General features: G+C 34.9%; 20 protein-coding genes. 7 read left to right on the top strand and 13 right to left on the bottom strand.

Going from position 1 to position 21,768, the window contains the following annotated elements:
• Nucleotides 1-258 precede the first annotated feature (258 nt).
• Nucleotides 259-1,452: an ADP-forming succinate--CoA ligase subunit beta gene (sucC, locus tag Q73A0000_RS14325; protein WP_193811612.1), complete on the bottom strand. Its 1,194-nt coding sequence runs from the start codon at nt 1,450-1,452 to the stop codon at nt 259-261.
• A 395-nt stretch (nt 1,453-1,847) separates the two neighbouring features.
• On the opposite strand from sucC, the gene Q73A0000_RS14320 reads away from it, so the two are divergent.
• Nucleotides 1,848-2,822 carry a phosphatidylserine decarboxylase gene (locus Q73A0000_RS14320; protein WP_193811611.1) on the top strand — a complete coding sequence of 325 codons (975 nt, stop codon included), beginning with the start codon at nt 1,848-1,850 and terminating at the stop codon, nt 2,820-2,822.
• Nucleotides 2,823-2,879: 57 nt separating this feature from the next.
• Here Q73A0000_RS14320 and Q73A0000_RS14315 read toward each other — a convergent pair whose 3' ends face one another.
• The 10 genes from Q73A0000_RS14315 to Q73A0000_RS14270 all read right to left on the bottom strand — a co-directional run bounded on the left by Q73A0000_RS14315 (nt 2,880) and on the right by Q73A0000_RS14270 (nt 10,759).
• Complete coding sequence (locus tag Q73A0000_RS14315; RefSeq protein WP_193811610.1) at nt 2,880-5,297, bottom strand: multicopper oxidase domain-containing protein; 2,418 nt, start codon at nt 5,295-5,297, stop codon at nt 2,880-2,882.
• A 13-nt stretch (nt 5,298-5,310) separates the two neighbouring features.
• Nucleotides 5,311-5,781 carry a DUF3347 domain-containing protein gene (locus tag Q73A0000_RS14310; RefSeq protein WP_193811609.1) on the bottom strand — a complete coding sequence of 157 codons (471 nt, stop codon included), beginning with the start codon at nt 5,779-5,781 and terminating at the stop codon, nt 5,311-5,313.
• A 94-nt stretch (nt 5,782-5,875) separates the two neighbouring features.
• A complete protein-coding gene (locus Q73A0000_RS14305) occupies nt 5,876-6,247 on the bottom strand; it encodes an HYC_CC_PP family protein (RefSeq protein WP_193811608.1) in 372 nt (123 codons plus the stop codon).
• A 100-nt stretch (nt 6,248-6,347) separates the two neighbouring features.
• The gene (azu, locus tag Q73A0000_RS14300; RefSeq protein ID WP_193811607.1) at nt 6,348-6,878 is read right to left on the bottom strand and encodes an azurin; all 531 of its coding nucleotides are present in this window, start codon (nt 6,876-6,878) and stop codon (nt 6,348-6,350) included.
• A gap of 322 nt (nt 6,879-7,200) precedes the next feature.
• On the bottom strand, nt 7,201-8,067 hold the full coding sequence (locus Q73A0000_RS14295; RefSeq protein WP_193811606.1) for a DMT family transporter: 867 nt from the start codon (nt 8,065-8,067) through the stop codon (nt 7,201-7,203).
• Nucleotides 8,068-8,070: 3 nt separating this feature from the next.
• Nucleotides 8,071-8,331 (bottom strand): hypothetical protein, encoded by a 261-nt coding sequence (locus Q73A0000_RS14290; protein ID WP_193811605.1) that lies wholly within the window; start codon nt 8,329-8,331, stop codon nt 8,071-8,073.
• Between the two features lie 48 nt (nt 8,332-8,379).
• Nucleotides 8,380-8,766 (bottom strand): DUF423 domain-containing protein, encoded by a 387-nt coding sequence (locus Q73A0000_RS14285; RefSeq protein ID WP_193811604.1) that lies wholly within the window; start codon nt 8,764-8,766, stop codon nt 8,380-8,382.
• Nucleotides 8,767-8,854: 88 nt separating this feature from the next.
• The gene (locus tag Q73A0000_RS14280) at nt 8,855-9,025 is read right to left on the bottom strand and encodes a hypothetical protein (RefSeq protein WP_193811603.1); all 171 of its coding nucleotides are present in this window, start codon (nt 9,023-9,025) and stop codon (nt 8,855-8,857) included.
• Between the two features lie 10 nt (nt 9,026-9,035).
• Nucleotides 9,036-9,410 (bottom strand): VOC family protein, encoded by a 375-nt coding sequence (locus tag Q73A0000_RS14275; protein WP_193811602.1) that lies wholly within the window; start codon nt 9,408-9,410, stop codon nt 9,036-9,038.
• A 14-nt stretch (nt 9,411-9,424) separates the two neighbouring features.
• Entirely contained in the window at nt 9,425-10,759 is a 1,335-nt protein-coding gene (locus tag Q73A0000_RS14270; protein ID WP_193811601.1) for a hydroxymethylglutaryl-CoA reductase, degradative, read from the bottom strand.
• Between the two features lie 107 nt (nt 10,760-10,866).
• Between Q73A0000_RS14270 and Q73A0000_RS14265 the strand changes: the two genes are divergently transcribed.
• Nucleotides 10,867-11,742 carry a DUF4846 domain-containing protein gene (locus tag Q73A0000_RS14265; RefSeq protein ID WP_193811600.1) on the top strand — a complete coding sequence of 292 codons (876 nt, stop codon included), beginning with the start codon at nt 10,867-10,869 and terminating at the stop codon, nt 11,740-11,742.
• A 162-nt stretch (nt 11,743-11,904) separates the two neighbouring features.
• On the opposite strand, the gene Q73A0000_RS14260 is transcribed toward Q73A0000_RS14265, so the two are convergent.
• Nucleotides 11,905-13,830, bottom strand: coding sequence for an ABC-F family ATP-binding cassette domain-containing protein (locus Q73A0000_RS14260; protein WP_193811599.1), 1,926 nt, complete (start codon nt 13,828-13,830; stop codon nt 11,905-11,907).
• A 1,016-nt stretch (nt 13,831-14,846) separates the two neighbouring features.
• Between Q73A0000_RS14260 and Q73A0000_RS14255 the strand changes: the two genes are divergently transcribed.
• Together Q73A0000_RS14255 and Q73A0000_RS14250 are read left to right on the top strand one after the other, a co-directional pair.
• Nucleotides 14,847-15,227, top strand: coding sequence for a PEGA domain-containing protein (locus tag Q73A0000_RS14255; protein ID WP_193811598.1), 381 nt, complete (start codon nt 14,847-14,849; stop codon nt 15,225-15,227).
• 254 nt (nt 15,228-15,481) lie between these two features.
• Complete coding sequence (locus Q73A0000_RS14250; protein WP_193811597.1) at nt 15,482-16,267, top strand: hypothetical protein; 786 nt, start codon at nt 15,482-15,484, stop codon at nt 16,265-16,267.
• Nucleotides 16,268-16,381: 114 nt separating this feature from the next.
• Here the strand turns inward: Q73A0000_RS14250 and clpB are convergent, their stop codons facing one another.
• The gene (gene clpB / locus Q73A0000_RS14245) at nt 16,382-18,973 is read right to left on the bottom strand and encodes an ATP-dependent chaperone ClpB (RefSeq protein ID WP_193811596.1); all 2,592 of its coding nucleotides are present in this window, start codon (nt 18,971-18,973) and stop codon (nt 16,382-16,384) included.
• A gap of 342 nt (nt 18,974-19,315) precedes the next feature.
• Between clpB and Q73A0000_RS14240 the strand changes: the two genes are divergently transcribed.
• The 3 genes from Q73A0000_RS14240 to paaA are packed head-to-tail and all read left to right on the top strand — an operon-like array spanning nt 19,316 to nt 21,662.
• Nucleotides 19,316-20,404 carry an FAD-binding oxidoreductase gene (locus tag Q73A0000_RS14240; RefSeq protein ID WP_193811595.1) on the top strand — a complete coding sequence of 363 codons (1,089 nt, stop codon included), beginning with the start codon at nt 19,316-19,318 and terminating at the stop codon, nt 20,402-20,404.
• Between the two features lie 27 nt (nt 20,405-20,431).
• Nucleotides 20,432-20,686: a hypothetical protein gene (locus Q73A0000_RS14235; protein ID WP_193811594.1), complete on the top strand. Its 255-nt coding sequence runs from the start codon at nt 20,432-20,434 to the stop codon at nt 20,684-20,686.
• Nucleotides 20,687-20,717: 31 nt separating this feature from the next.
• The gene (gene paaA / locus Q73A0000_RS14230) at nt 20,718-21,662 is read left to right on the top strand and encodes a 1,2-phenylacetyl-CoA epoxidase subunit PaaA (RefSeq protein WP_193811593.1); all 945 of its coding nucleotides are present in this window, start codon (nt 20,718-20,720) and stop codon (nt 21,660-21,662) included.
• Nucleotides 21,663-21,768 lie beyond the last annotated feature (106 nt).

The raw sequence follows: 21,768 nt of genomic DNA, 5'->3' as shown, positions 1-21,768 counted from the left end.
TTATTTACGTCAAAATACTAGTGAATTAAAAATCCACATACTATTTCTTGTTACCTTCTATAGCAGTTAATTCGAAGCGGTTATCGTAACTAGCCCTAATTGCAACGACATCCTTTTTTTGACGGGGAACGAGGAGAAAAAGATACAGTCCTTCGACAGGCTCAGGATAAACTCCAAGCGGATTAAACTCCTGAAAAGAAATAAAAAAAAAACCGCTTCAAATTAATGAAACGGTTTCTCTTTTATATTGTGAAAATCTTAGTGACCTAAAACTTCTTTTACTTTATTAGCAGCTTCTTCCAAAGTAATTACAGAATGAACCGGTAAACCAGAATCATCGATTAATTGTTTTGCTTCAACTGCATTAGTTCCTTGTAATCTCACGATCAATGGAACTGGAAGGCTTCCCATCGCTTTGTAAGCATCTACGATACCTTGAGCAACTCTATCGCAACGTACGATTCCACCGAAGATGTTAATCAAAATTGCTTTTACGTTTTCGTCTTTCAAGATAATTCCGAAAGCTTTCTGAACTCTTTCTGCATCAGCAGTACCACCAACGTCCAAGAAATTCGCTGGGTTACCACCAGATAATTTAATGATATCCATAGTTGCCATCGCAAGACCAGCTCCGTTTACCATACAAGCAACGTCACCATCCAACTTCACGAAGTTCAAACCAGCTTCACCAGCTTCAACATCCGTAGCATCTTCTTCTCTTGTATCTCTTAATGCAGCTAAATCTTTGTGACGGAATAAAGCGTTGTCATCTAAAGAAACTTTAGCATCAACAGCGATAATTTTATTGTCAGAAGTTTTTAAAACTGGGTTAATTTCGAAAAGAGAAGCATCAATTCCAACATAAGCGTTGTAAAGAGAAGCGATGAATTTTACGAAATCTTTATGAGCAGCACCTTCTAAACCTAAGTTGAAAGCGATTTTTCTTGCCTGGAAACCTTGCAATCCAACTGAAGGATCAACAACTTCGTTATGAATTAAATGAGGAGTTACTTCTGCAACGTGCTCAATATCCATTCCACCTTCTGTAGAATAAACGATCATATTTTTTCCTTGCGCTCTGTCTAAAAGGATAGAAACATAAAACTCTTTAGTTTCGGTTTCTCCTGGGTAATAAACATCTTCAGCTACCAAAATGAAATTTACTTTTTTCCCTTCCGCAGAAGTTTGTGGAGTAACCAACTGCATTCCGATGATGTTTCCAGCATTTTCTTTCAGTTTTTCCATGTTCGGAGAAAACTTAACGCCGCCGCCTTTACCACGTCCACCTGCGTGAACTTGTGCTTTAACGACCCAGCCTTCGTTTCCGTTCATTTCAGTCAGTTTTTTCGCTGCTGCTTCTGCTTCTTCCACAGTGTTTGCGATAAAACCTCGTTGGATGTTAACTCCGTATTTTGCCAAAATCTCTTTGGATTGGTACTCGTGAAGATTCATAATATTTTAATTAGATAATTATTTTTTTTAAAGATTGACAAATTTAAGAAAATTTGATAAGATAGGAAGCATATCCATTTAAATTTTTGGGCGCACAATTGACTACGTCGAAAGACCTTTTTATTTATTTTTTCTTGGGCGCACAATTCCGGCTTTCACTACTCGCTTTTTTTTGCAAGTAATTGTTGCACTGATTAAAAAGTGGACCAGCAAAAAAAGAGCTCAAACAAACCGTTCAATCCGGGGCGCGATTTGTTTCTCATTAGGAGACTCGTCTATTTTACTTCATTTGCCAGCCAATGTAATCTGATTAATTAATCTATACACGAGAATATTTTGTTTACAGAAAATAGCTTTAAATTTGAACAAAATTGATCTTCAAGTAATTTAATACAATGAAATTTAAAAGACCAAATAAAAAATGGACGATCGTCTGGTTTATTTCAGCCCTTATTTTCGTGCTCGCTGTTTTTCCGGTTCCGGCCCAAAAACCGATCAAATATGTTGACAGAGAAACCGGACAGATTCAAATTGAAAATGTTTACGGCGAAAAATGGCTGGATTGGCTTTATCATAATCCCGTTGGCGAAGCGACTTTATGGACCATCGCAAAACGAAAACTCATCACTTCTCTGTACGGCGATGCAATGGAAAAACCTGCCTCTGCCGATAAAATAATGCCGTTTGTAAAAGAATACGGCGTTGATCTCAGTATTGCACAAAAACAAAACTTTACCAGTTTTAATGACTTTTTTATTCGCAAACTTAAACCTGAAGCCAGACCAATCGCTGCAGACTCTCTCGCAGTAGCCTCGCCAGCGGATGGGAAAATTTTAGCCTATGAAAATATTAATAACGCTGATTTTTACATCAAAGGTTTTCGGTTTAATGTGAACTCCTTTTTAAACAATCCAGAATTAGCAAAAAAATACGAAGACGGAGCCATGATCGTTTTCCGCCTTGCACCGCCGGACTATCACCGATATCATTTCCCTGTAAGCGGGATCACAGGAAGTTCAAATATAAAAATAAATGGCGATTACTATTCCGTAAATCCTCTGGCACTTCGTAAAAAAGCCGAAATTTTCTGGCTCAACAAAAGAGAATACGGTGTGATAAAAAGTCCGTTATTCGGCGATGTCGTTATGGTAGAAGTTGGTGCAACAATGGTCGGAAGCATGATTCAAACTTACAGTGGCACAACAGTTAAAAAAGGCGAAGAAAAAGGATATTTTAAATTTGGTGGTTCTACCGTAGTTTTATTATTTGAAAAAGATAAAATTATAATTGATGAAGACTTATTAAATAATACTTCAAAAGGTTTAGAAACGACAATAAAAATGGGTGAACGGATTGCTGTAAAAAAATAAAATCCGTCCCACTTTTAAATGAGACGGATCTAATAGATAAGGAATACTGTTTTCACTTTAATACATGAAAGTCAAGCCCGCGCCAAAACCATATTCACTATCATAGTTCGTTGAAAGAGAAACCCATTTCTGCAGAATATATTTCAAACCAAAGTCAAATTCTTTATCAGAGTTCACCGCAAAACTTCCGCGGATTCTGGGTGAAATTTTAATTCCTTCCCGGCCTAATTCTAAACGCACTTTCCCATTTTGATCAATGTTTGCATCGGCAACAACTAAAAACGGAAGAATATATCGAATCCCTGCGATGGCCACATTTTGATTTTTGGGTATTACATTTTGTCCAAACCACGATTTTGCCATATCATGCATTTTATTACTTCTAAAACCTATATAAGGCATTGCCCACTGGTATTTTCCAAGAAATCGCCCGACTTTCACACTTCCTTCATAATGGCTAAAATCATAATTGGAATGGAGTTGATTAACATTCATCCATCTTGCTCCAAGCATGGTCATATTTTCAAAATGTAATTTATTAGAAGCCACATCCAACATCGCGGTGGTACTAATCATTTGATTGGTGCGCAAAAATTTCCGATAAGACGCTTCTTTATCTGTGATTTGTGGATTAGGTGCCGAGTTTTCGTAAGTGAAAACCTTTCCCATTCCCGCCATCATGTGATAGAGAATATGACAGTGAAAAAACCAGTCACCATCTTGATTCGCTGCAAACTCAATCGTATTGGTTTCCATCGGCGCCATATCGACCACATTTTTCAGCGGCGAATATTCGCCTTTCGAATTAATTAACCTGAAATCGTGGCCGTGAAGATGCATCGGGTGGCGCATCATTGAATTATTATACATTGTAATTCGAACGACTTCCCCTTTTTTAATTAATATCTTATCGCTTTCAGCCACCGTTTTATTATCTAAAGTCCAAAGGTAATTCCGCATATTTCCTTCTAACGTAAACTTCAATTCCTTTCCATTGTCTTCTGGCAGTATTGTTTTAAATGGAGACTTCAGCATATTATAACTCAATCGTTTAATGCTTTTTTGTTTTGACGAAGTCATATCATGCATGCTGTGATCCATCTTCATGTCCTTATCACTATGGTCCATTCCCTTTTCAGAATCCAACTTCATTGTGCTGTGATCCATTCCTGTGCGTCCGGCAGGCAGGTTCATCTCCGAAGATTTCTCTTTCATGCTCATCATTTCATTCATATGTTTCATGGTATGCATTCTTTGGCTTTCAGGAATTTCTGGATACATTACTTCATTCATATCCATCATCTGATTGCCCATCGTCATATTCATCGGTTTCATATCACCACTCATCTTCATCATGCCATTCATCATTTTCATTCCTTCAAACAACATCAACTTAGGCAGGTTTGGCGCTTCTACTCTCTCGCCGGTTCCTAACCATAAAGAAGCATGACCTTGTCTGTCTTCTGACGTAGAACGGAATTCAAAACTTTTATTTTCCGGTATCGTAACTTCAATATCATAGGTTTCAGAAACTCCGACAATTAAGCGATCAACTTCCACTGGCTCCACTTCATTACCATCATTACCAATGACGGTGATTTTTCCGCCACCATAATTTAACCAGAAATAAGAGGAAGATCCTCCGTTGGCAACACGAAGATGGACTTTGTCACCTGCTTTTAGATTCTTATAATCAGAAGAAACGGCGCCATTGATTAGAAAATTATTATAGTAAACATCACTTACATCCATAGCTTCCATACGTTTCCATTCATTTAAAAGCTTTGTCCCGAAATGTCCTTTTGCAATGGCTTCGGAATAACTCTGAACTGTTCCTTTCTTTATTGCCCACCAATCTCCCTGATCCATGTGCAATCTCCGCATGATCTGCTTTGGGTTTTCGTTTGTCCATTCTCCTAGTAGTACAGGAATATCGGCATCGAATTTCTTATTGGGCTGACTTTCTCTTTTCTTGAAAACCAATATTCCGTTCATTCCTATCTGTTCCTGAGTTCCCTCATGAGAATGATACCAATATGTTCCGTTCTGCGAGATTCTGAATTTATATAAATGGGTTTCGCCGGGCTTTACTTCTTTAGTAGTCAAATATGGAACACCATCCATTTCGTTCGGTAAAATCACACCATGCCAATGCAAACCAGCATTTTCATTCAATTGATTATGCAGGTAAATTTCGGCGGTGTCACCTTCTGTAAAATACAAAGTAGGCGCCTGCAATTTTCCGTTAGTGGCAATTGCTCTGGCTGGTTTTCCGGTAAAATTAACAACGGTATCTTTTACAAATAGATCATAACGAACTGTTTTTCCGCCAAAGGATAATTTTCCCGTAGCATCGTCTTTTGCATCTTTCGTTTTAGAATCGTGTATTTTATGGTCCTGAGAAAATCCCTGAACCGCAACTACAAGAAACAGTAACGTACAAAATTTCAAAAAGTTGGGCACTTTACTTTTCATTGTGAAATCTGTTTTATTTAATTTCAGATTTCACGCTTCCACAAGTAAGCATTGACTTTCCGTAGTAAGGATTTTTGATTTCCTTTTCTGCACTTAACCAACTTGCTTCTGCCATTGGACAATATTGCACAAATACCGGCTTATCAGAAAGTTTAAATTTTTGCGTCAGTGAAATCATATTTCTAGAAAGACCATTAAAGGATGCTCTCTGCGTTTCAATACTTCTGCTCTCCGCAATTTTACTTGCATCTTTTCGTAGAAGATCTAGATTCCCTTCAGAGAAAACTTTGAAATCTACCATTGAGGCAGATTTGACAAAAGCATCAGCGGCTTTTGAGGCCTCATCAGAATTGTCTGTGGCCAAAGCAGTTTTAATTGACAAATAATTTTGATACAATTTCGTAATTGAGGCATCACTTTTTTGCGCTGATAAAGTTAAAACTGTAAATACTGAAAACAGAGTTGTGAAAATTAATTTTTTCATTGTAATAAATTTAGATTGTTTTAAATAGGGAAAGTCCAAAAAATATTTGGACACCGTTAATCATCATTCTTCAATTGAAAAATGATATACTATTCTAAATTCTAAAATTACAGTATGAAATAAATAAAGGAAGTTCCGCTTTGTCTGGCGGTGCTTTGATTTGAATTGAAAAATTATTACGCTCTAGAACGGGCGTTATAAAATTCGCGAAAAATTCTCTCGGAAGAACTGCAACTATTGGAGCATCTGCAACAAATGAAACATCTGCTTTTGCAGCAACATCAGTTTTTAAAATCTTGAGTTCACTTTTACAACAATCTTTCTCTTTGTCGGTGCTGCAAAGATCACAGGTTTTACTGGCAGAAGAAACAAAAATTTGATCCAAACAATAATGCACATTGTAAACCATTCCGGAAGAAAATCCGAAATAGAAAACGGTAAACATTATGGCTAAGAATTTTTTCAATTGATTGATATTAAGGACAAAATTACGAAATAAAAAACAAAAGGATCAGTAACAATACCAACCCTTTTGTTTGAATTAACAAGAAATCATAACTCGAAAATTATTTCACATTAAATTTCCCTTTCATCACGGAATAATGTCCTGGGAAAGAACACATGAAATCATAAGTTCCTTTTTCGGGAGCCTGGAAAGTTATCGTGTCAGATTCTCCACCACCAAGTAATTTGGTATGTGCGATAATTTCGCTTGTATCAGTTGGAATATACCCATCTTTCTGGGCTTTCGCTGCCTCTGCTTCGAATTTCTCGAGATCAGTACCTTTTTTCAAAAGCACAAAGTTATGTCCCATAGATGCAGCTGGCATTGTTCCAGTGTGGTTTAAAGTCAGAACAACAGTTTGACCTGTATAAACATCGATTTCTGAAAGATCGTACTGCATCTTATCATTACCATTTAATGTGATCTTGATCGTGTCTTGCTTCGCAGCATCATTGGCAACATTATCAGTGGCAACAGTCTCTACAGGAGCTTCAGTTACCGCTTCACTTTTTTCAGTTTTGTTACAAGAAATTAAAAGCGCACTGCTAATTGCTAATAACGCTAGAACAGATTTGATTTTTGAATATTTCATATTGTAATATTTTTAACAAAAATAGATATTTAATATGAATAAGGCAAGTAGCAATTTAAATATTATTAAATAGGGTCGAGCAAGTCGCATTGATAATACATTTTCAACTTGTGATTTTTCAGAATTAAATTAGAGTAGATCACTAAATCCAAACATGTATTTTTTCAATTACTCGGAATTAACATGCTGTTATAACGGTCATTTATAGCAATCCAATTACAATATTTTTAAACATTTTAAACCGAACGACTATAATTTCAATTCATTAAAAGCTGAAATTAATCATTCTCTACTGGAAACACTTATTTACTTTCAATATAAATTATAAATTCTTTATTGAATTTTTATCATAAAAGGTAGTTGCAATTCCTGCTAATATAATCACACTGCCAACCATCTGTACCACTGTTATTTTTTCATTCAAAAAAATCGCAGCCAAAATTGTCGCAAATATCGCTTGACTCAAAAGACTTAACGAAACTCGAGTCGCACGCATATTTTGAGTTGAATAACTAATCAGCAACCATGCGATTAACTGACAAACAATTCCTTGAGTCAAAAGTGAAAGCCAGGCCTTGTTTGAAAAGCCGAAAAAATGTTCACCGAAATACATATTAATAAGGAACAGAAAAATCGTACTGAAAACCATACTATACGTAATAAAAGTAATGACTTCTAATTTGGCTAAAAGTTTCTTGCTCGTCAAAATATAAAGTGCGTACAATACTCCGGAAAGAATTCCGAGGAAGAAAGCCGTGTCTAATTTTAACTCTAAAATAGTATCGATTCCGACAAAAGTCATCATTCCTATTAAGGCAACTAAAGTTCCCAGCCAGAAACTTTTCCGTGGCCGATAACTCAAAAAGATAAAGGAAAAAACGCCGACCCAAATGGGCGACAAATTAGTCAATAAAGTCGCTTGCGTTGCTGATGAATGCTGAATTGAAATATTCCAGACTGCAATATCTGAGGCAAATAAAATTCCACAAACAGCGATTGGCAAAAGTGTTTTATAATTTTCTAAATACAACTTTTTCTTATAAATGGCAAAAGGCAAAATAATCGCCGTCGCAATTGCCATTCTGTAAAACGCAGAAATTAATCCCGATGTAAGATTCATCCGAACGATTACGGGGAAAATGGAGATACACAAAATCCCAAGGAATAATGCAATTCTAGGCTTTGTCATTTTTTAATACTTTCTACCGACTTCTTTGCAGATTTCTAAATATTCAGCGGGCATTTTAGAAAACATTCCCTGTTCAAAATACTCATCTGAATGTGGAATGTAAATGCTGTACTTTTTACCCAGCGGAATTAATGGAATGAAAAAGAGTTCAAAATAATTTTTATAAACCGTAATAATCGCATTGACCTCAAAACCATTTTTCATGATTTTGCGCTGTTCTTTACCGACTGGTTTTTTATTGAGTCCGAAGATGAAGAAGAACATTTTTTAGTTGGATGTTTGATGATGGATGTTGGGTGATAAACCCTACTTCTAAAACTTCGCTTTGACAAAATAGAAAATTAGCATCGCCCAGGAAATAATCATTAACAATCCTCCAAGCGGCGTAATTGGCCCAATCGCTTTTGAAGGAATCGAAGCCACTTCACTAAAAGCCAATAAATAAATACTGACAGAAAATAGAAAAGTTCCGGCAATCATTAAAATTGAAATCCATTTTTCTGAAGGCGTTTCAAATTTTAAAATATAGCCCACGATCAATAAAAAAAGTGCGGAATACATTTGATATTTCACACCAGTTTCAAAACTTGCAAGTTTATCAATTGATAAAACCTTCTTTAAAGCATGTGCGCCGAACGCTCCTAAAATAACAGAAACCAATCCGTAAATGGCTCCGATTATTAATGTCGTATTTTTCATAAGTATCTATTTATATTTTAAATATCATCTGTAATCGCCAATCTTCAACTGTGTTTTTTTTGCGAAGGATGTTACTGGCGATTTCATTTTATAATTTTCCTGTTTGATAATTGATCACTAATTTCCCGATGATCGACAATATTCCAATGGCAATAAACATCCAAGAGAATTTCTTTGATTTCTCGAATCCTGGATCTTTGGTGACTTTAAGAAAAATCCCAAATATTAAAATTAAAAGTCCTAAAAAGAGTTGAAACATATTTTTTATTTTATCCTTTCGGTTCCCACAATTCTATTTTATTTCCTTCGACATCAAGAATATGAATAAACTTTCCGTAATCGAATTCTTCAATTTTATCTAAAATAGTAACACCTTCTTTTTCAAGCTCAACAACCAGCGCTTCTATATCTGCAACCCGATAATTAATCATAAAGTCTTTTGTTGAAGGTTCAAAATATTTGGTGTCTTCAGCAAAAGCACTCCACTGAGTTGAACCCGATTTCGAAGAGTCTTCTTCTTTCCAAGAAAAGGTGGCTCCGTAATCATTCGTATCAAAACCGAGATGAGTTTTATACCACTCATTAAGTTTTTGCGGATCTTTTGCTTTAAAGAAAACACCGCCGATTCCTGTTACTTTTTTCATGGCAAATTATTCTATTAATTAGATTGCGCTCTCATTTTATGAAACTCAGTAATCACCTCGTGGTGCGTTACCGTTTTGTCTTTAAAGTAAGCCACAAAATGATTTTTCTCTTCTTCAGTTGCGCCTAATTGATTGAGGATATTGAACAAGTGCATTTTCATATGACCTTTCTGAATTCCAGTTGTTACCAAAGAACGGAGCGCACCAAAGTTTTGCGCCAATCCAGAAACGGCTAAAATACTCATCAGTTCCTGAGCGGAAGGCTTTCCTAATAATGCGAGAGAAAATTTAACGAGTGGATGAAGATTGGTTAAACCTCCAACAACGCCCACTGAAATTGGCAAATCAATCCAGAATCTAAAAATCCCGTTATCAATTGTACAATGAGTCAAACTTGAATACGTTCCATCTTTTGCTGCATAAGCATGAGCACAAGCTGCCGTTGCACGGAAATCGTTTCCAGTCGCAATTACGACAGCATCGATGCCGTTCATAATTCCTTTATTATGCGTGGTCGCACGGAAAGGTTCGATTTCGGCAATCGTAACAGCACGTTTAAACTTGGTTGCGAATTCTTCATTAGAAATTCCGCTGTCGTCTTTTAAGTCTTCAATTTTACAAGAAACTTCGGCTCTCACAATACAATCTGGCGTAAAATTCGAAAGAATATTCATCACAATTTGCAATGAGTCTTTTTCTTCCTGAGTAAAACTCTCTTCTTTTTCAACTTCTTCTTTCAACGTTTTTCCAAACTGTTCCAAACAAGAATTAATGAAGTTCGCGCCCATAGAATCTACGGTATCGAAACTCGCTTTCAACTGAAAGTAATTTTCTAAATCAGCAGTTTTGTCGATCAATCTAATATTTAAAATTCCTCCACCACGATTCCGCATATTATTCGTTATCGCTTCAGTTGCTTCAAATAATTTTTTCTTTAATTTAAAATTAAAGAAATGCTGCAATTTATGAGGCTCAACATCCATCACAAAATGGGTATGGCCTAATTTCTTGGTGTTAATAATCGTTGTCTTGAAACCTCCTTTATCAATCCAGAACTTCGCTGCTTTAGAAGCTGCTGCAACAACTGAACTTTCTTCTACCGCCATTGGTAACGCCAATAATTTCCCGTCAATGAGGAAATTAGGAGCAATTCCATAAGGCATATAAAAGTTGGAAATTGTATTTTCAGAAAATTCTTCGTGGAGTTTTTGCAACGTGTGATCGCCATTCCAATATTGTTGAAGAACCTGTTCGTAACTGCGGTCTTCACTCAGATATTCTTTGATGAGCCAATCTATTTTTCTTTGCTTTGAGAGTTTAGAAAATCCTTCAACCGGTTGGTGATTCATAGAGGTAAAATTTTGAAACTCAAAGATAGGAAATTCGGTTGGATGTTTAGCGATGGATGTTCTGCTTCTAATTCGAAATGTGTAGCGGATTTAATTATATTTAAAAGATGAAAAAAGCATTACTTTTCGCAATCTTATTCATTATTTTCAGCTGTGAAAAAACCACAAATTCTAAACCTACTATTTTAGGTGAAGAAGTTTCAGCTAATATTGAACAAAAATCTTCATTAAATATTAACGAAGACAAAAACACGATTAAAGAAAGATTCCCAGCTCCGGAAGATTATTCGTGGATTGAAGAAAAGCCAGATTCTTTCGGACACTATCTGGAACATTTTAATCTTAAAAAATACGGCGCTCCGATTTTGAAATATGACGGGACCGCAATTGCAACCCAACATCTTCACCAAGCTATTTTCGATATCGATACGGGAACAAAAGATTTGCAGCAATGTGCAGATGCTCTTATTCGACTTCGGGCAGAATATCTATTTAAAACTAAAAAGTTCGGTGAAATTAAATTTCATTTTACAAGTGGAGATTTAATGATGTGGGATAAATATAAAAATGGAACGCGTGCTTTTGTTAATGGAAACTCAGTTCAATTTAAAAAGACTGAAAACTTTGACGATTCTTATGAAAACTTTAGAAAATATTTAGATTTAATTTTCACTTATGCTGGAACCATTTCTTTAAACAAAGAAACGAAACCGGTTTTAAAAACGAACGATTTAAAAACAGGAGACATATTAATTACCGCAGGAAGTCCAGGACATATTGTTTTTATCACTGGAGTTTCGGAAAATAAAAAAGGAGACAAATTATTTCTGCTTGCGGAAGGTTTTACACCAGCGCAATCAATTCATTTATTGAAAAATCCTTTTAACCCAAATATTTCGCCTTGGTATGAATTAGATGTGGATTCACCGGAGACGAAAACAGCGAGATATATCTTTACGCCGAGTAATTTTAGGAGTTTTTAATTGCACATATTATTCTACATTTACAAATTCAATTCTTCATTTTTTGCATTACGCAATTATAAACTTTCCACCAACGAATTTCTAGCAATAAAAAAAACCGTGTCAAGGTTCAGAACCTTGACACGGTTTAATACGTGAAATATTTTACAACTTATTGTTTAGTTAAGCATCCAACTGCGTTCCCAAAAATTCCCATTCCTGCAAAGCCAAATCTAAATCGGCTTTCTTCGTATTATACAATTCCAAAGTTTCTTCAGATGGATTTCCAGTGGTGAAAGCCTTTTCCATTTCTTCGATCGTTAATTCGAGTTCAGAAATTTTCTCTTCAACTTTCTTAATTTTATTTTGAATATTTTTTTGATCTTTACTAACGATAACCGGTTTCTTTTCAACTGGTTTTTCAACCACTTTCACTGGAACGGGTTCATTTCGCAATTCTTGTAATTTCGATTTTTCAGCAGAAATCTCTCGGATACTTTCTTTCTGACGGAACTCTAGATAATCATTAACATCACCCAAGAATTCTTTCATTCTTCCATCTCGGAATTCAAAAATCTTATCGCTCAAACCTTGTAAAAATTCACGGTCGTGAGAAATAACTATCAGTGTTCCTTCAAATCTCTGTAAAGCCAACTTAATAATCTCTTTCGATTGAATGTCCAAGTGATTCGTCGGTTCATCCATAATCAACGTATTGAACGGACGAAGTAATAATTTACACAAAGCCAAACGGTTACGTTCACCTCCGGAAAGTATTTTCGTTTTTTTCTGAACATCATCACCTTGAAAAAGGAAACTTCCCAACAAGTCACGAACTCTTGGACGAGTTTCTTCAGTAGCTGCATCTTCAGCTTCCTGTAAAACTGTTTTGTTCGGCGTTAAAACTTCTTCCTGGTTCTGAGCAAAATATCCAATGTTTACGTTATGTCCCAGATTCCATTCACCAGAATAATCGGTAATTTCTCCTGAAAGAATTTTTGCTATGGTCGTTTTACCTTGACCGTTTTGTCCTAATAAAGCGATACGCTGTCCACGTTCGATAAAGAAATCAACCTCATCAAAAACTTGTTTATTACCATATGCTTTTCCTAGATTTTTCGCTTCAAAAACTACTTTTCCGGGAGTTACAGCGGGCTGAAAACGAATATTAAATTTGGAAACATCATCAGTATCAACTTCAATTCTCTCCAGTTTATCTAATTTTTTAATCAAAGATTGCGCGAAAGAAGACTTCGTTGCAGAAGCACGGAAACGGTTGATGTTATCTTCCATTTGCTTAATTTCGACATCCTGATTTTTCTTGGCCTGAATTTGCTTTTCTTTTCTTTCTTTACTCAGCTCCAGATATTTGGTATAATTGGCTTTGTAATCGTCAACTTTTCTATTATTAATATCAAAAGTTCTGTTACAAACTGAGGTCATAAATTGCTTATCGTGACTCACCAAAACGATTGCGCCTGGATAATCTTTCAAAAAAGCTTCGAGCCAAATAATGGACTCCATATCCAAGTGATTCGTCGGCTCATCGAGTAACATTAAATCATTTTTCTGCAAAAGTAATTTTGCCAATTCGATTCTCATTCTCCAACCTCCAGAAAACTCATCGGTAATTTTATGAAAATCATCAGCTTTAAAACCAAGTCCTAATAATACTTTCTCAACATCACCTTCTAAATTATAAGCATCGTGATGCATCAAAAGATCATTCAATTCAGTCATTCTTTGAATTAAATTTTCATAGTAATCACTTTCATAATCGGTTCTGGTAACCATCTGATGATTCACGTCTTCGAGCTCGTTTTTCATCGCATTGATGGCTTCGAACGCTTGCAAAGTTTCATTCCATACAGTACGACCTTTTACAAAATCTAAATCCTGCTTCAAGAAACCGATGGTAACGACTCCTTCCTGAATAATACTGCCTTCGTAAAAATTAATTTCGCCCGTAAGCATTTTTAACAAAGTAGATTTACCTGCTCCGTTTTTACCGACCAAACCGACTTTATCATCTTTTTTGATGGTGAAATTTACATTTTGAAAAAGGTAATTTCCAGAATGATGAAGACCTAAACTTTGAACAGAAATCATATTATTGCGTACTAATTGATGAGTGAATTTTCGAGGTGCAAAAGTAGTGAAACTAATTGAATTACTGAACGTTTTTAATTACGATAAACATTTTCATTTTTAGATTATGAAATTCAGATGTAGTTCAAACTCAATTTATTATAATGCAACAATAGTTACGTATAACTTGTTTTAAAAATGATAAATACAATCGTATATCAGAATACTGAACAATTAATGATCGAAAAAAGAATCTGATTTACACTTCTAATCATTTTCCAATATTGGTGGAAGTTACTTTTTGATGTAAAAACAAAAGAATCCATCATGATTGATGGATTCTAAAAACACAAATGATGAAAAAAAATTTATTCTTTACTTTTACAAGCATTGAACACTGTAAAGATTGGTATTATTCTTTACATGGCAAAATTTATCCGATACTTTTTTGCAAATTTAATACATTGCTTTTGTCAATAACATTTATAAAAAAAGAATCCATCATGACTGATGGATTCTAAAAACACAAATGATGAAAAAAAATTTATTCTTTGCCTTTACAAGCATTGAACACTGCAAAGATTGCGCTTATTTTTTAAATAACAAAATTTTTTGAGGAGTATTTTTCATATATCTCTAAATGATTATCATAGTCAAAAAAAAATGGATTCATTGACTGTTCAATGAATCCAAAAACACAAATGATGAAAATAAATTTTCAATCTTAAATTAGCAAATATCTTGCCACCAATAAGTTATACAAATAAAAAGTGAAGTTTTTCTGTCTCTCAGAGAGCTTAACTACTTTATTCAAAAATAAGATTATCAACATCAAGCAAAAGATTTAAAGATTTTAATAACGTTTTTCAACTCCCTAAAACAACAAATCTAAAAACTTTAATATTAATAATTTCCTGAAAAATTTAGAAAAATGCTATTTGTGATATGTAATATTTCATATCTACGAAAATATTAAATTTTTTTTTCGTTATTTCAGAAAAAGAAACTATTTTTGACGACATTTTAAATAAAAATTTATGAAGAAAGTTTTATCTTATGCATCAGTTGCTATTATTGCAATTTCAATGACATCTTGCGCAACCATTTTTACTGGAACAAAAGATTCTATAACCTTTAACTCAACTCCAGAAGGAGCAAAAGTTGTACATAAAGGAATCGAAAAATGCGTTACTCCTTGTACCGTTGATATCACAAGATCTTTATCAAAACAAATGATAGAAATTAAAAAAGAAGGATACGAAACGAAAGAAGTGAAATTAGATAAAGATTTCAATCCGGTAACTTTAGTTAATCTTCTTTTTGGTGGAATTATTGGATTTGGTATTGATTTAGGAAGTGGTTCTTTTGTAAAATATGCAGATAAATCACATAAAATAGAATTAGCTCCTAAACAGTAATTCGACATTTGCATTAACCAAAACCGTCCATTTGAAATCTTCAAATGGACGGTTTTGGTTTTAAAATAATTTCAGATGAAGTTTCTCACTTTTCGGTCGGTCAGAAAATCAAACCACTTTCATCAAAAAAATCAAATATAATTCAATCACCACTATTCACACATCAACATTTCAATCGATAATTAATTATATTTATCACTATAAAAACCACCAAATTTTCAAATCGAACGTTTACTAATATAAAATCACACTTTATGAAAAAGCACTTATTCATCTTAATCTCTTTTGTTATTCTTATCAACTGCGCCCATGACAGAGTCCAAGAATCATCTACCGTAACTCCTCTGGACTACAATAACGGAAAACTATCAACCGGCACTGTTTCAACAACCGGATTAATTGCGCCTCAAGGTTACGAATTCAGTGAAATCAGACCCTCATCTACTCCTGGAATATCCTGTTTTTATCTCAACTTTCAGGAAAAAGCCAGATACTCTGTTTCAGACGATTTTGTAATCCCTCAAAATGAAATTTGGAATGTAAAAAATATTTCATTTTATGTTATAAATCCTGACCCAGTTTCTGCTAATTTCTCAGTTAAAAATATAGTTATGGAGATTTACGATGGAAATCCAGACTTAGCCACTTCAAAAAAAGTATACGGAAACTTGGATACCAACTTGTTTAAATCATCTGCACCAACCAATATTTATAGAATCACTAATGAAACAACTAAGATTACAGATGACCCAAGTGCAAGCTTAGTATATAAAGTAGAGACAACAATTGGCAATGATTTAAATTTAAAAGCAGGGCATTACTGGTACCAAATGACGATGAAATTTGATTATGGCGAAGATTGGTCTTGTTATATCCCCCGATTACCACAGAAGGGAAACAATGAAAATTCCTTTAATGCCTACTACAAAAACTTTGACAATGGACTCGTTTTCAAAACTGATAACGGAGTTTACAATGGTACAATTCCTGTAAATTACGAAACACCATTTCAAATAACTGGAGTGAAAACGACATTTTAGAATCTAATAAGAAAATTAGCTTTTTACTATTCAAGAATTATTATCTTATAATAAAATCCACCGGAATATTTATTTTCGGTGGATTTCTTTTGAATCTATATTTTACAATACTAATTATTCGGTCGGTCTAAATACTAATCCACTTTCATCGAAGTAATCCAAAGTGATTCTGTCACCATCATTCACATGTCCTGCCAGAATTTCTCTGGACAATTTATTGAGAACTTCCTGTTGAAGAACTCTTTTTAAAGGTCTTGCTCCAAATGCAGGATCGTAACCTTTGTTCATTACGTACTCAACGGCATCGTCGGTCGCAGTGATAATTATTCCTCTTTTTTCAAGCATTTTATTAAACTCTTGTAATTGATAATGTACGATTTTTCCAATTTCCTTTCTATTCAAAGGTTGGAATAAAACAATCTCGTCAATTCTGTTAATGAATTCGGGTCTCAGTGTTTGTTTCAGCAATTCAAAGACCTCTTCTTTTGTTTTAGCCACGATTTCTTCAACATTATTGTCGGTAATATTTTCGAAATTTTCCATGATTAAAGGCGAACCTAAATTAGAAGTCATGATGATAATTGAATTTTTAAAATTCACAACTCTTCCTTTATTATCCGTTAATCTTCCATCATCCAAAACCTGTAGCAATGTATTGAAAACATCAGGATGCGCTTTTTCAATTTCATCTAAAAGCACGACTGAATAAGGTCTTCTTCGAACCGCTTCTGTTAACTGCCCACCTTCATCGTAACCAACATATCCCGGAGGAGCACCAACTAATCGAGACACAGAATGCCTTTCCTGATATTCACTCATATCGATTCGGGTCATATTATTTTCGTCATCGAACAGATATTCTGCGAGCGCTTTTGCCAACTCAGTTTTTCCGACTCCAGTTGTTCCAAGGAATAGAAAACTTCCGATCGGTTTTTTTTCGTCATTTAATCCTGCACGGTTTCTTCTGATCGCGTTCGCAACTGATTCTATCGCTTCTTCCTGGCCGACAACTCTTTTATGAAGTTCATCTTCGAGATGCAATAATTTCTCCCGCTCAGATTGAATCAATTTAGTCACCGGAATTCCTGTCCATTTTGAAATAACCTCTGAAATCATTTCAGCGGTCACCTCTTCTTTGATCAATTCGTTCTGGTTGTTTTGCATCTCGAGTTCGAGTTTCTGCAAATCAGCTTCTTTTTCTTTAATTTTACCATATTGAATTTCAGCAACTTTCGCATAATCTCCCGCTCTGGAAGCACGTTCAGCTTCTAACTTCAACGCTTCTATATCTTTTTTAATAGAAGTTAAATCTTCAGATTTTTGTTTTTCTTTGAGCCATTTTGCATTGATTTCATTTCTTTCCTCTGAAACTTTAGAAATATCTTCTTTCAAATGACCAACTCTAATATCATTTCCTTCTCTGGAAATCGCAGCGAGTTCAATTTCCATCTGCATTAATTTTCTATCGAGAACATCGAGCTGCTCTGGTTTTGAATTAATTTCCATTCTTAATTTAGCAGAAGCTTCATCAATTAAATCGATGGCTTTATCCGGTAAAAAACGGTCAGAAATATATCGCTGAGACTGCTCCACCGCTGCGATAATCGCTTCGTCTTTTATTCGAACTTTATGGTGGGCTTCATATTTATCTTTAATTCCACGTAAAATGGAAATCGCCGATTCCGTATCCGGTTCTTCAACCATCACTTTTTGGAAACGTCTCTCTAAAGCTTTATCTTTTTCAAAATATTTTTGATATTCATTTAAAGTTGTTGCACCAATTGCTCTCAATTCACCTCTCGCCAAAGCCGGTTTCAGAATATTTGCAGCATCCATCGCTCCTTCGCCACCACCAGCGCCAACTAAAGTGTGAATTTCATCGATGAAGAGAATAATTTGACCGTCTGATTTAATGACTTCATTAATCACAGATTTCAGTCTTTCTTCAAATTCACCTTTATATTTTGCACCAGCGATCAAAGCGCCCATATCAAGAGAAAACAAAGTTTTGTCCTGTAAGTTTTCTGGAATATCACCGGAAATAATCCGGTGTGCAATTCCTTCTGCAATCGCAGTTTTACCAACACCAGGTTCACCGATTAAGATTGGATTATTTTTAGTTCTCCTGGAAAGAATTTGCAAAACTCGACGAATTTCTTCATCTCTACCAATTACGGGATCGAGTTTTCCTTCCACAGCGAGTTCATTAAAATTCTTGGCGTATTTATTTAAACTTTGATAGGTTTCTTCGGAACTTGCAGAAGTCGCTTTCGAACCTTTTCGCAATTCTTTGATGGCGGTTTCTAAACCACTTTTGGTAACCCCCATATCTTTGAGCATTTTTGAAACTTCAGAATTGGTCTCAAATAATGAAAGCCACAGATGTTCGATGGTTACATATTCATCCCCCATTTTTTTGGCGATGTTCGGTGCATCAAGCAAAACTTTATTCGCAGCTTGTGAGAGATAAATATTCCCTCCTTCCACCTTCGGTAGTTTTTCAATATTCTCGCGATTTCTTTCTCTAACTAAAGTTAATTCTGCTTCAGATTTCTTCATCAGAAAGTCCGAAATATTTTCATCGACCTGAAAAACCCCTTCAAGCAAATGTTGTGGTTCAATACTTTGATTGCCAAACTCCATCGCAATTTGTTGCGATTTCTGAATGGCCTCTTGTGATTTTACGGTATATTGATCTAAGTTCATAATGGTAAGTTTTTAATTTTCAGAAACAGAAAGAATCCATACAATTACGAATTCTCACTATTCCTGATCAATCATTTTTTAATTCTTATTTCTATTCCTCAAAAACTATTCTTTTGATTATTATCAAATAAAAGCAGTCAAAATTTCCGAATTCAATAAATATTTAATAAAATAAACAGTCAAAACTTCCGATTTAGACATTTGACCTACTTCTTAATGTCAATCAATGCTAAATAAACTGCATTTATAAAAAACAGTGAATGAAATAAACACGCCGCTTTTACACGTTTCAAAAAATAAGTATATTTGTTGAACTCACTTTTATGGAGATTTTAAAATATTATGCATCATTTTCATCAATTAAAAGCAACAAAAGTATCAAAGGAAACCAATGATTGCGTACATATCGCATTCGAAATTCCGGAAAACTTAAAACACGAATTTTCTTTTAAACAAGGACAATATCTAAATGTAAGATTTGTTTTTGGGGAAGAAGATTTGCGTAGAAGCTATTCTATTATCAATGCGCCAAGCGAAGAAAGTTCAGAATTAAAAATTTTAGTCAAACATCTTGATCAAGGAAAAGTTTCCACATATCTTAATCAAGATCTAAAAGTTGGTGATATCGTTGAAGTAATGGCTCCGTCAGGACATTTTTTCACGCATTACCATATTTCAAATAAAAAAAACTATATCGGTCTAGCTGCAGGAAGTGGTATCTCGCCAGTATTGTCAAATATTAAAGAAGCGCTTTACCAAGAACCTCAGAGCTCGGCTTATCTCTTCTTTAGTAATAAAAGTTTCACCGACATTATCTTTAAAAAAGAAATTGATGAATTGGTTGAAAAATTTGACGGAAGATTAAAAGTGATTTTCCTGTTATCAAGAGAGAAACATTTTGAAGACGAACTTTTCGAAGGCAGAATTTCTGCTGAGAAACTGGATTTACTTTTCCAGAGATTCACTGATATTCCGATTCAGGATTCTACTTATTTTATTTGTGGACCTTCGGAAATGATTAAAGGAGTTTCTGATTATTTGAAAAAAGAACAGAAAGTTCCCTCGCTACAAATCATGTATGAATATTACGCAGCTCCAGATGAAGAAGGAAATGCAGAAATGAGCGATGAATTTAAAGCGATTCCGAATTTAGAAAGCATGGTTACTTTAATTATTGATGATGATGAATATTCATTTCACCTTAATTCAAAGAAAAACAGTATTTTAGACCAAGCGTTAAAGGATAAACTTCCGGTGCCATTTGCTTGTAAAGGTGGAGTTTGCTGCACTTGCAAAGCACAAGTTATGGAAGGAGAAGTATTTATGGAAAAAAACTTTGCACTCACCGACGACGAGGTTGCGCGAGGCTTTGTATTAACTTGTCAATGCCACCCAACAACCAATGTGGTGATGCTGAATTACGATGTATAATCGGTTTAATCTTAAAAACTAACAATCATGATCAACTGGAAATTTGCGTCCTTAATCGAAGAAGAAAAAGAATATAAAGTTGAAGGAATCAACATTTGGAATCATTACTGGCATTGCGCTGATCGAAAGATCGAAGTGATTGGCCCATTAAGTGGAAACCCATACCTTTTTAATCAATATGAAATTAAAAGTCCAGAGAAAACCGTCACTTTTGTTGTTGGCGAATTCTCTGAAGGAAGAATCGGACTTTACCTGCCCGAGGAAGATGCAATTAATATGTAGTAAACGGCAATTTTATTAAAAAAGAACTCTCATGAATCAAGATAAATTTTTAGAATATGTACAGGCGGAAAATAAAGTAGAGCCGAAAGACGTAATGCCCGATGATTACAGAAAATTATTGGTAAGACAGATTTCGCAGCATGCCCATTCAGAAATCGTGGGAATGCTCCCTGAAGCGAACTGGATCTCTCGTGCTCCTACTTTGAGAAGAAAAATGGCGCTTTTGGCAAAAATTCAAGATGAAGCAGGTCACGGTTTATATTTATACGCTGCGACAGAAACTTTGAATAACGGTGAAATCGCTGCAGACAGAGATTCTACTTATAACGATATGCTTTCCGGAAAAGCAAAATACTCAAGCATCTTTAATTATCCTGCACTTTCCTGGGCAGATATTGGAGCAATTGGTTGGCTCGTTGATGGCGCTGCGATTATGAATCAGGTAATGTTGATGGGGAATTCTTACGGTCCTTATTCCAGAGCGATGGTGAGAATTTGTAAAGAAGAATCTTTTCACCAGAGACAGGGTTATGAAATCTTAATGACGCTTTGCCGTGGAACGAAAGAACAGAAAGATCTAGCACAGGAAGCGTTGAATCGTTTCTGGTGGCCAGCTTTAATGATGTTCGGGCCAAATGATGCCGATTCTCCTAACTCTCAAAAATCGATGAATTACAGAGTGAAGCGTGAAAGCAATGATGACTTACGTCAAAGATTTGTTGATGTTACGGTTTCTCAGGCAGAATTTTTAGGTTTAAAAGTTCCGGATGAAAATCTAAAATGGAATGAGGAAACTCAACATTACGATTTCGGTGAATTGCCTTGGGATGAATTTATGGAAGTTTTGAAAGGAAATGGTCCTTGTAATAAAAAACGTTTGGAGACAAAACGAAAAGCACAAAGAGAACATTCTTGGGTGAAAGATGCGGCGATGGCGTTTGCAGAGAATTTGAAAGAGGAAACGATAAATAATTAAGCAGCTCTTAAAGTTTTTTTTTAACCGCAAAAGACACAAAAGTCTTCTTTTAATAAGCTATTCAAAAGTTTGCAAAAGGATTATCGAATTAAGATTTCTTTTTTGT

Source organism: Kaistella flava (ex Peng et al. 2021) (assembly GCF_015191005.1).
Classification (GTDB): domain Bacteria; phylum Bacteroidota; class Bacteroidia; order Flavobacteriales; family Weeksellaceae; genus Kaistella; species Kaistella flava.
The sequence above is the reverse complement of the archived record's forward strand: the minus strand, read 5'-3'. Positions and strand labels throughout refer to the sequence as shown.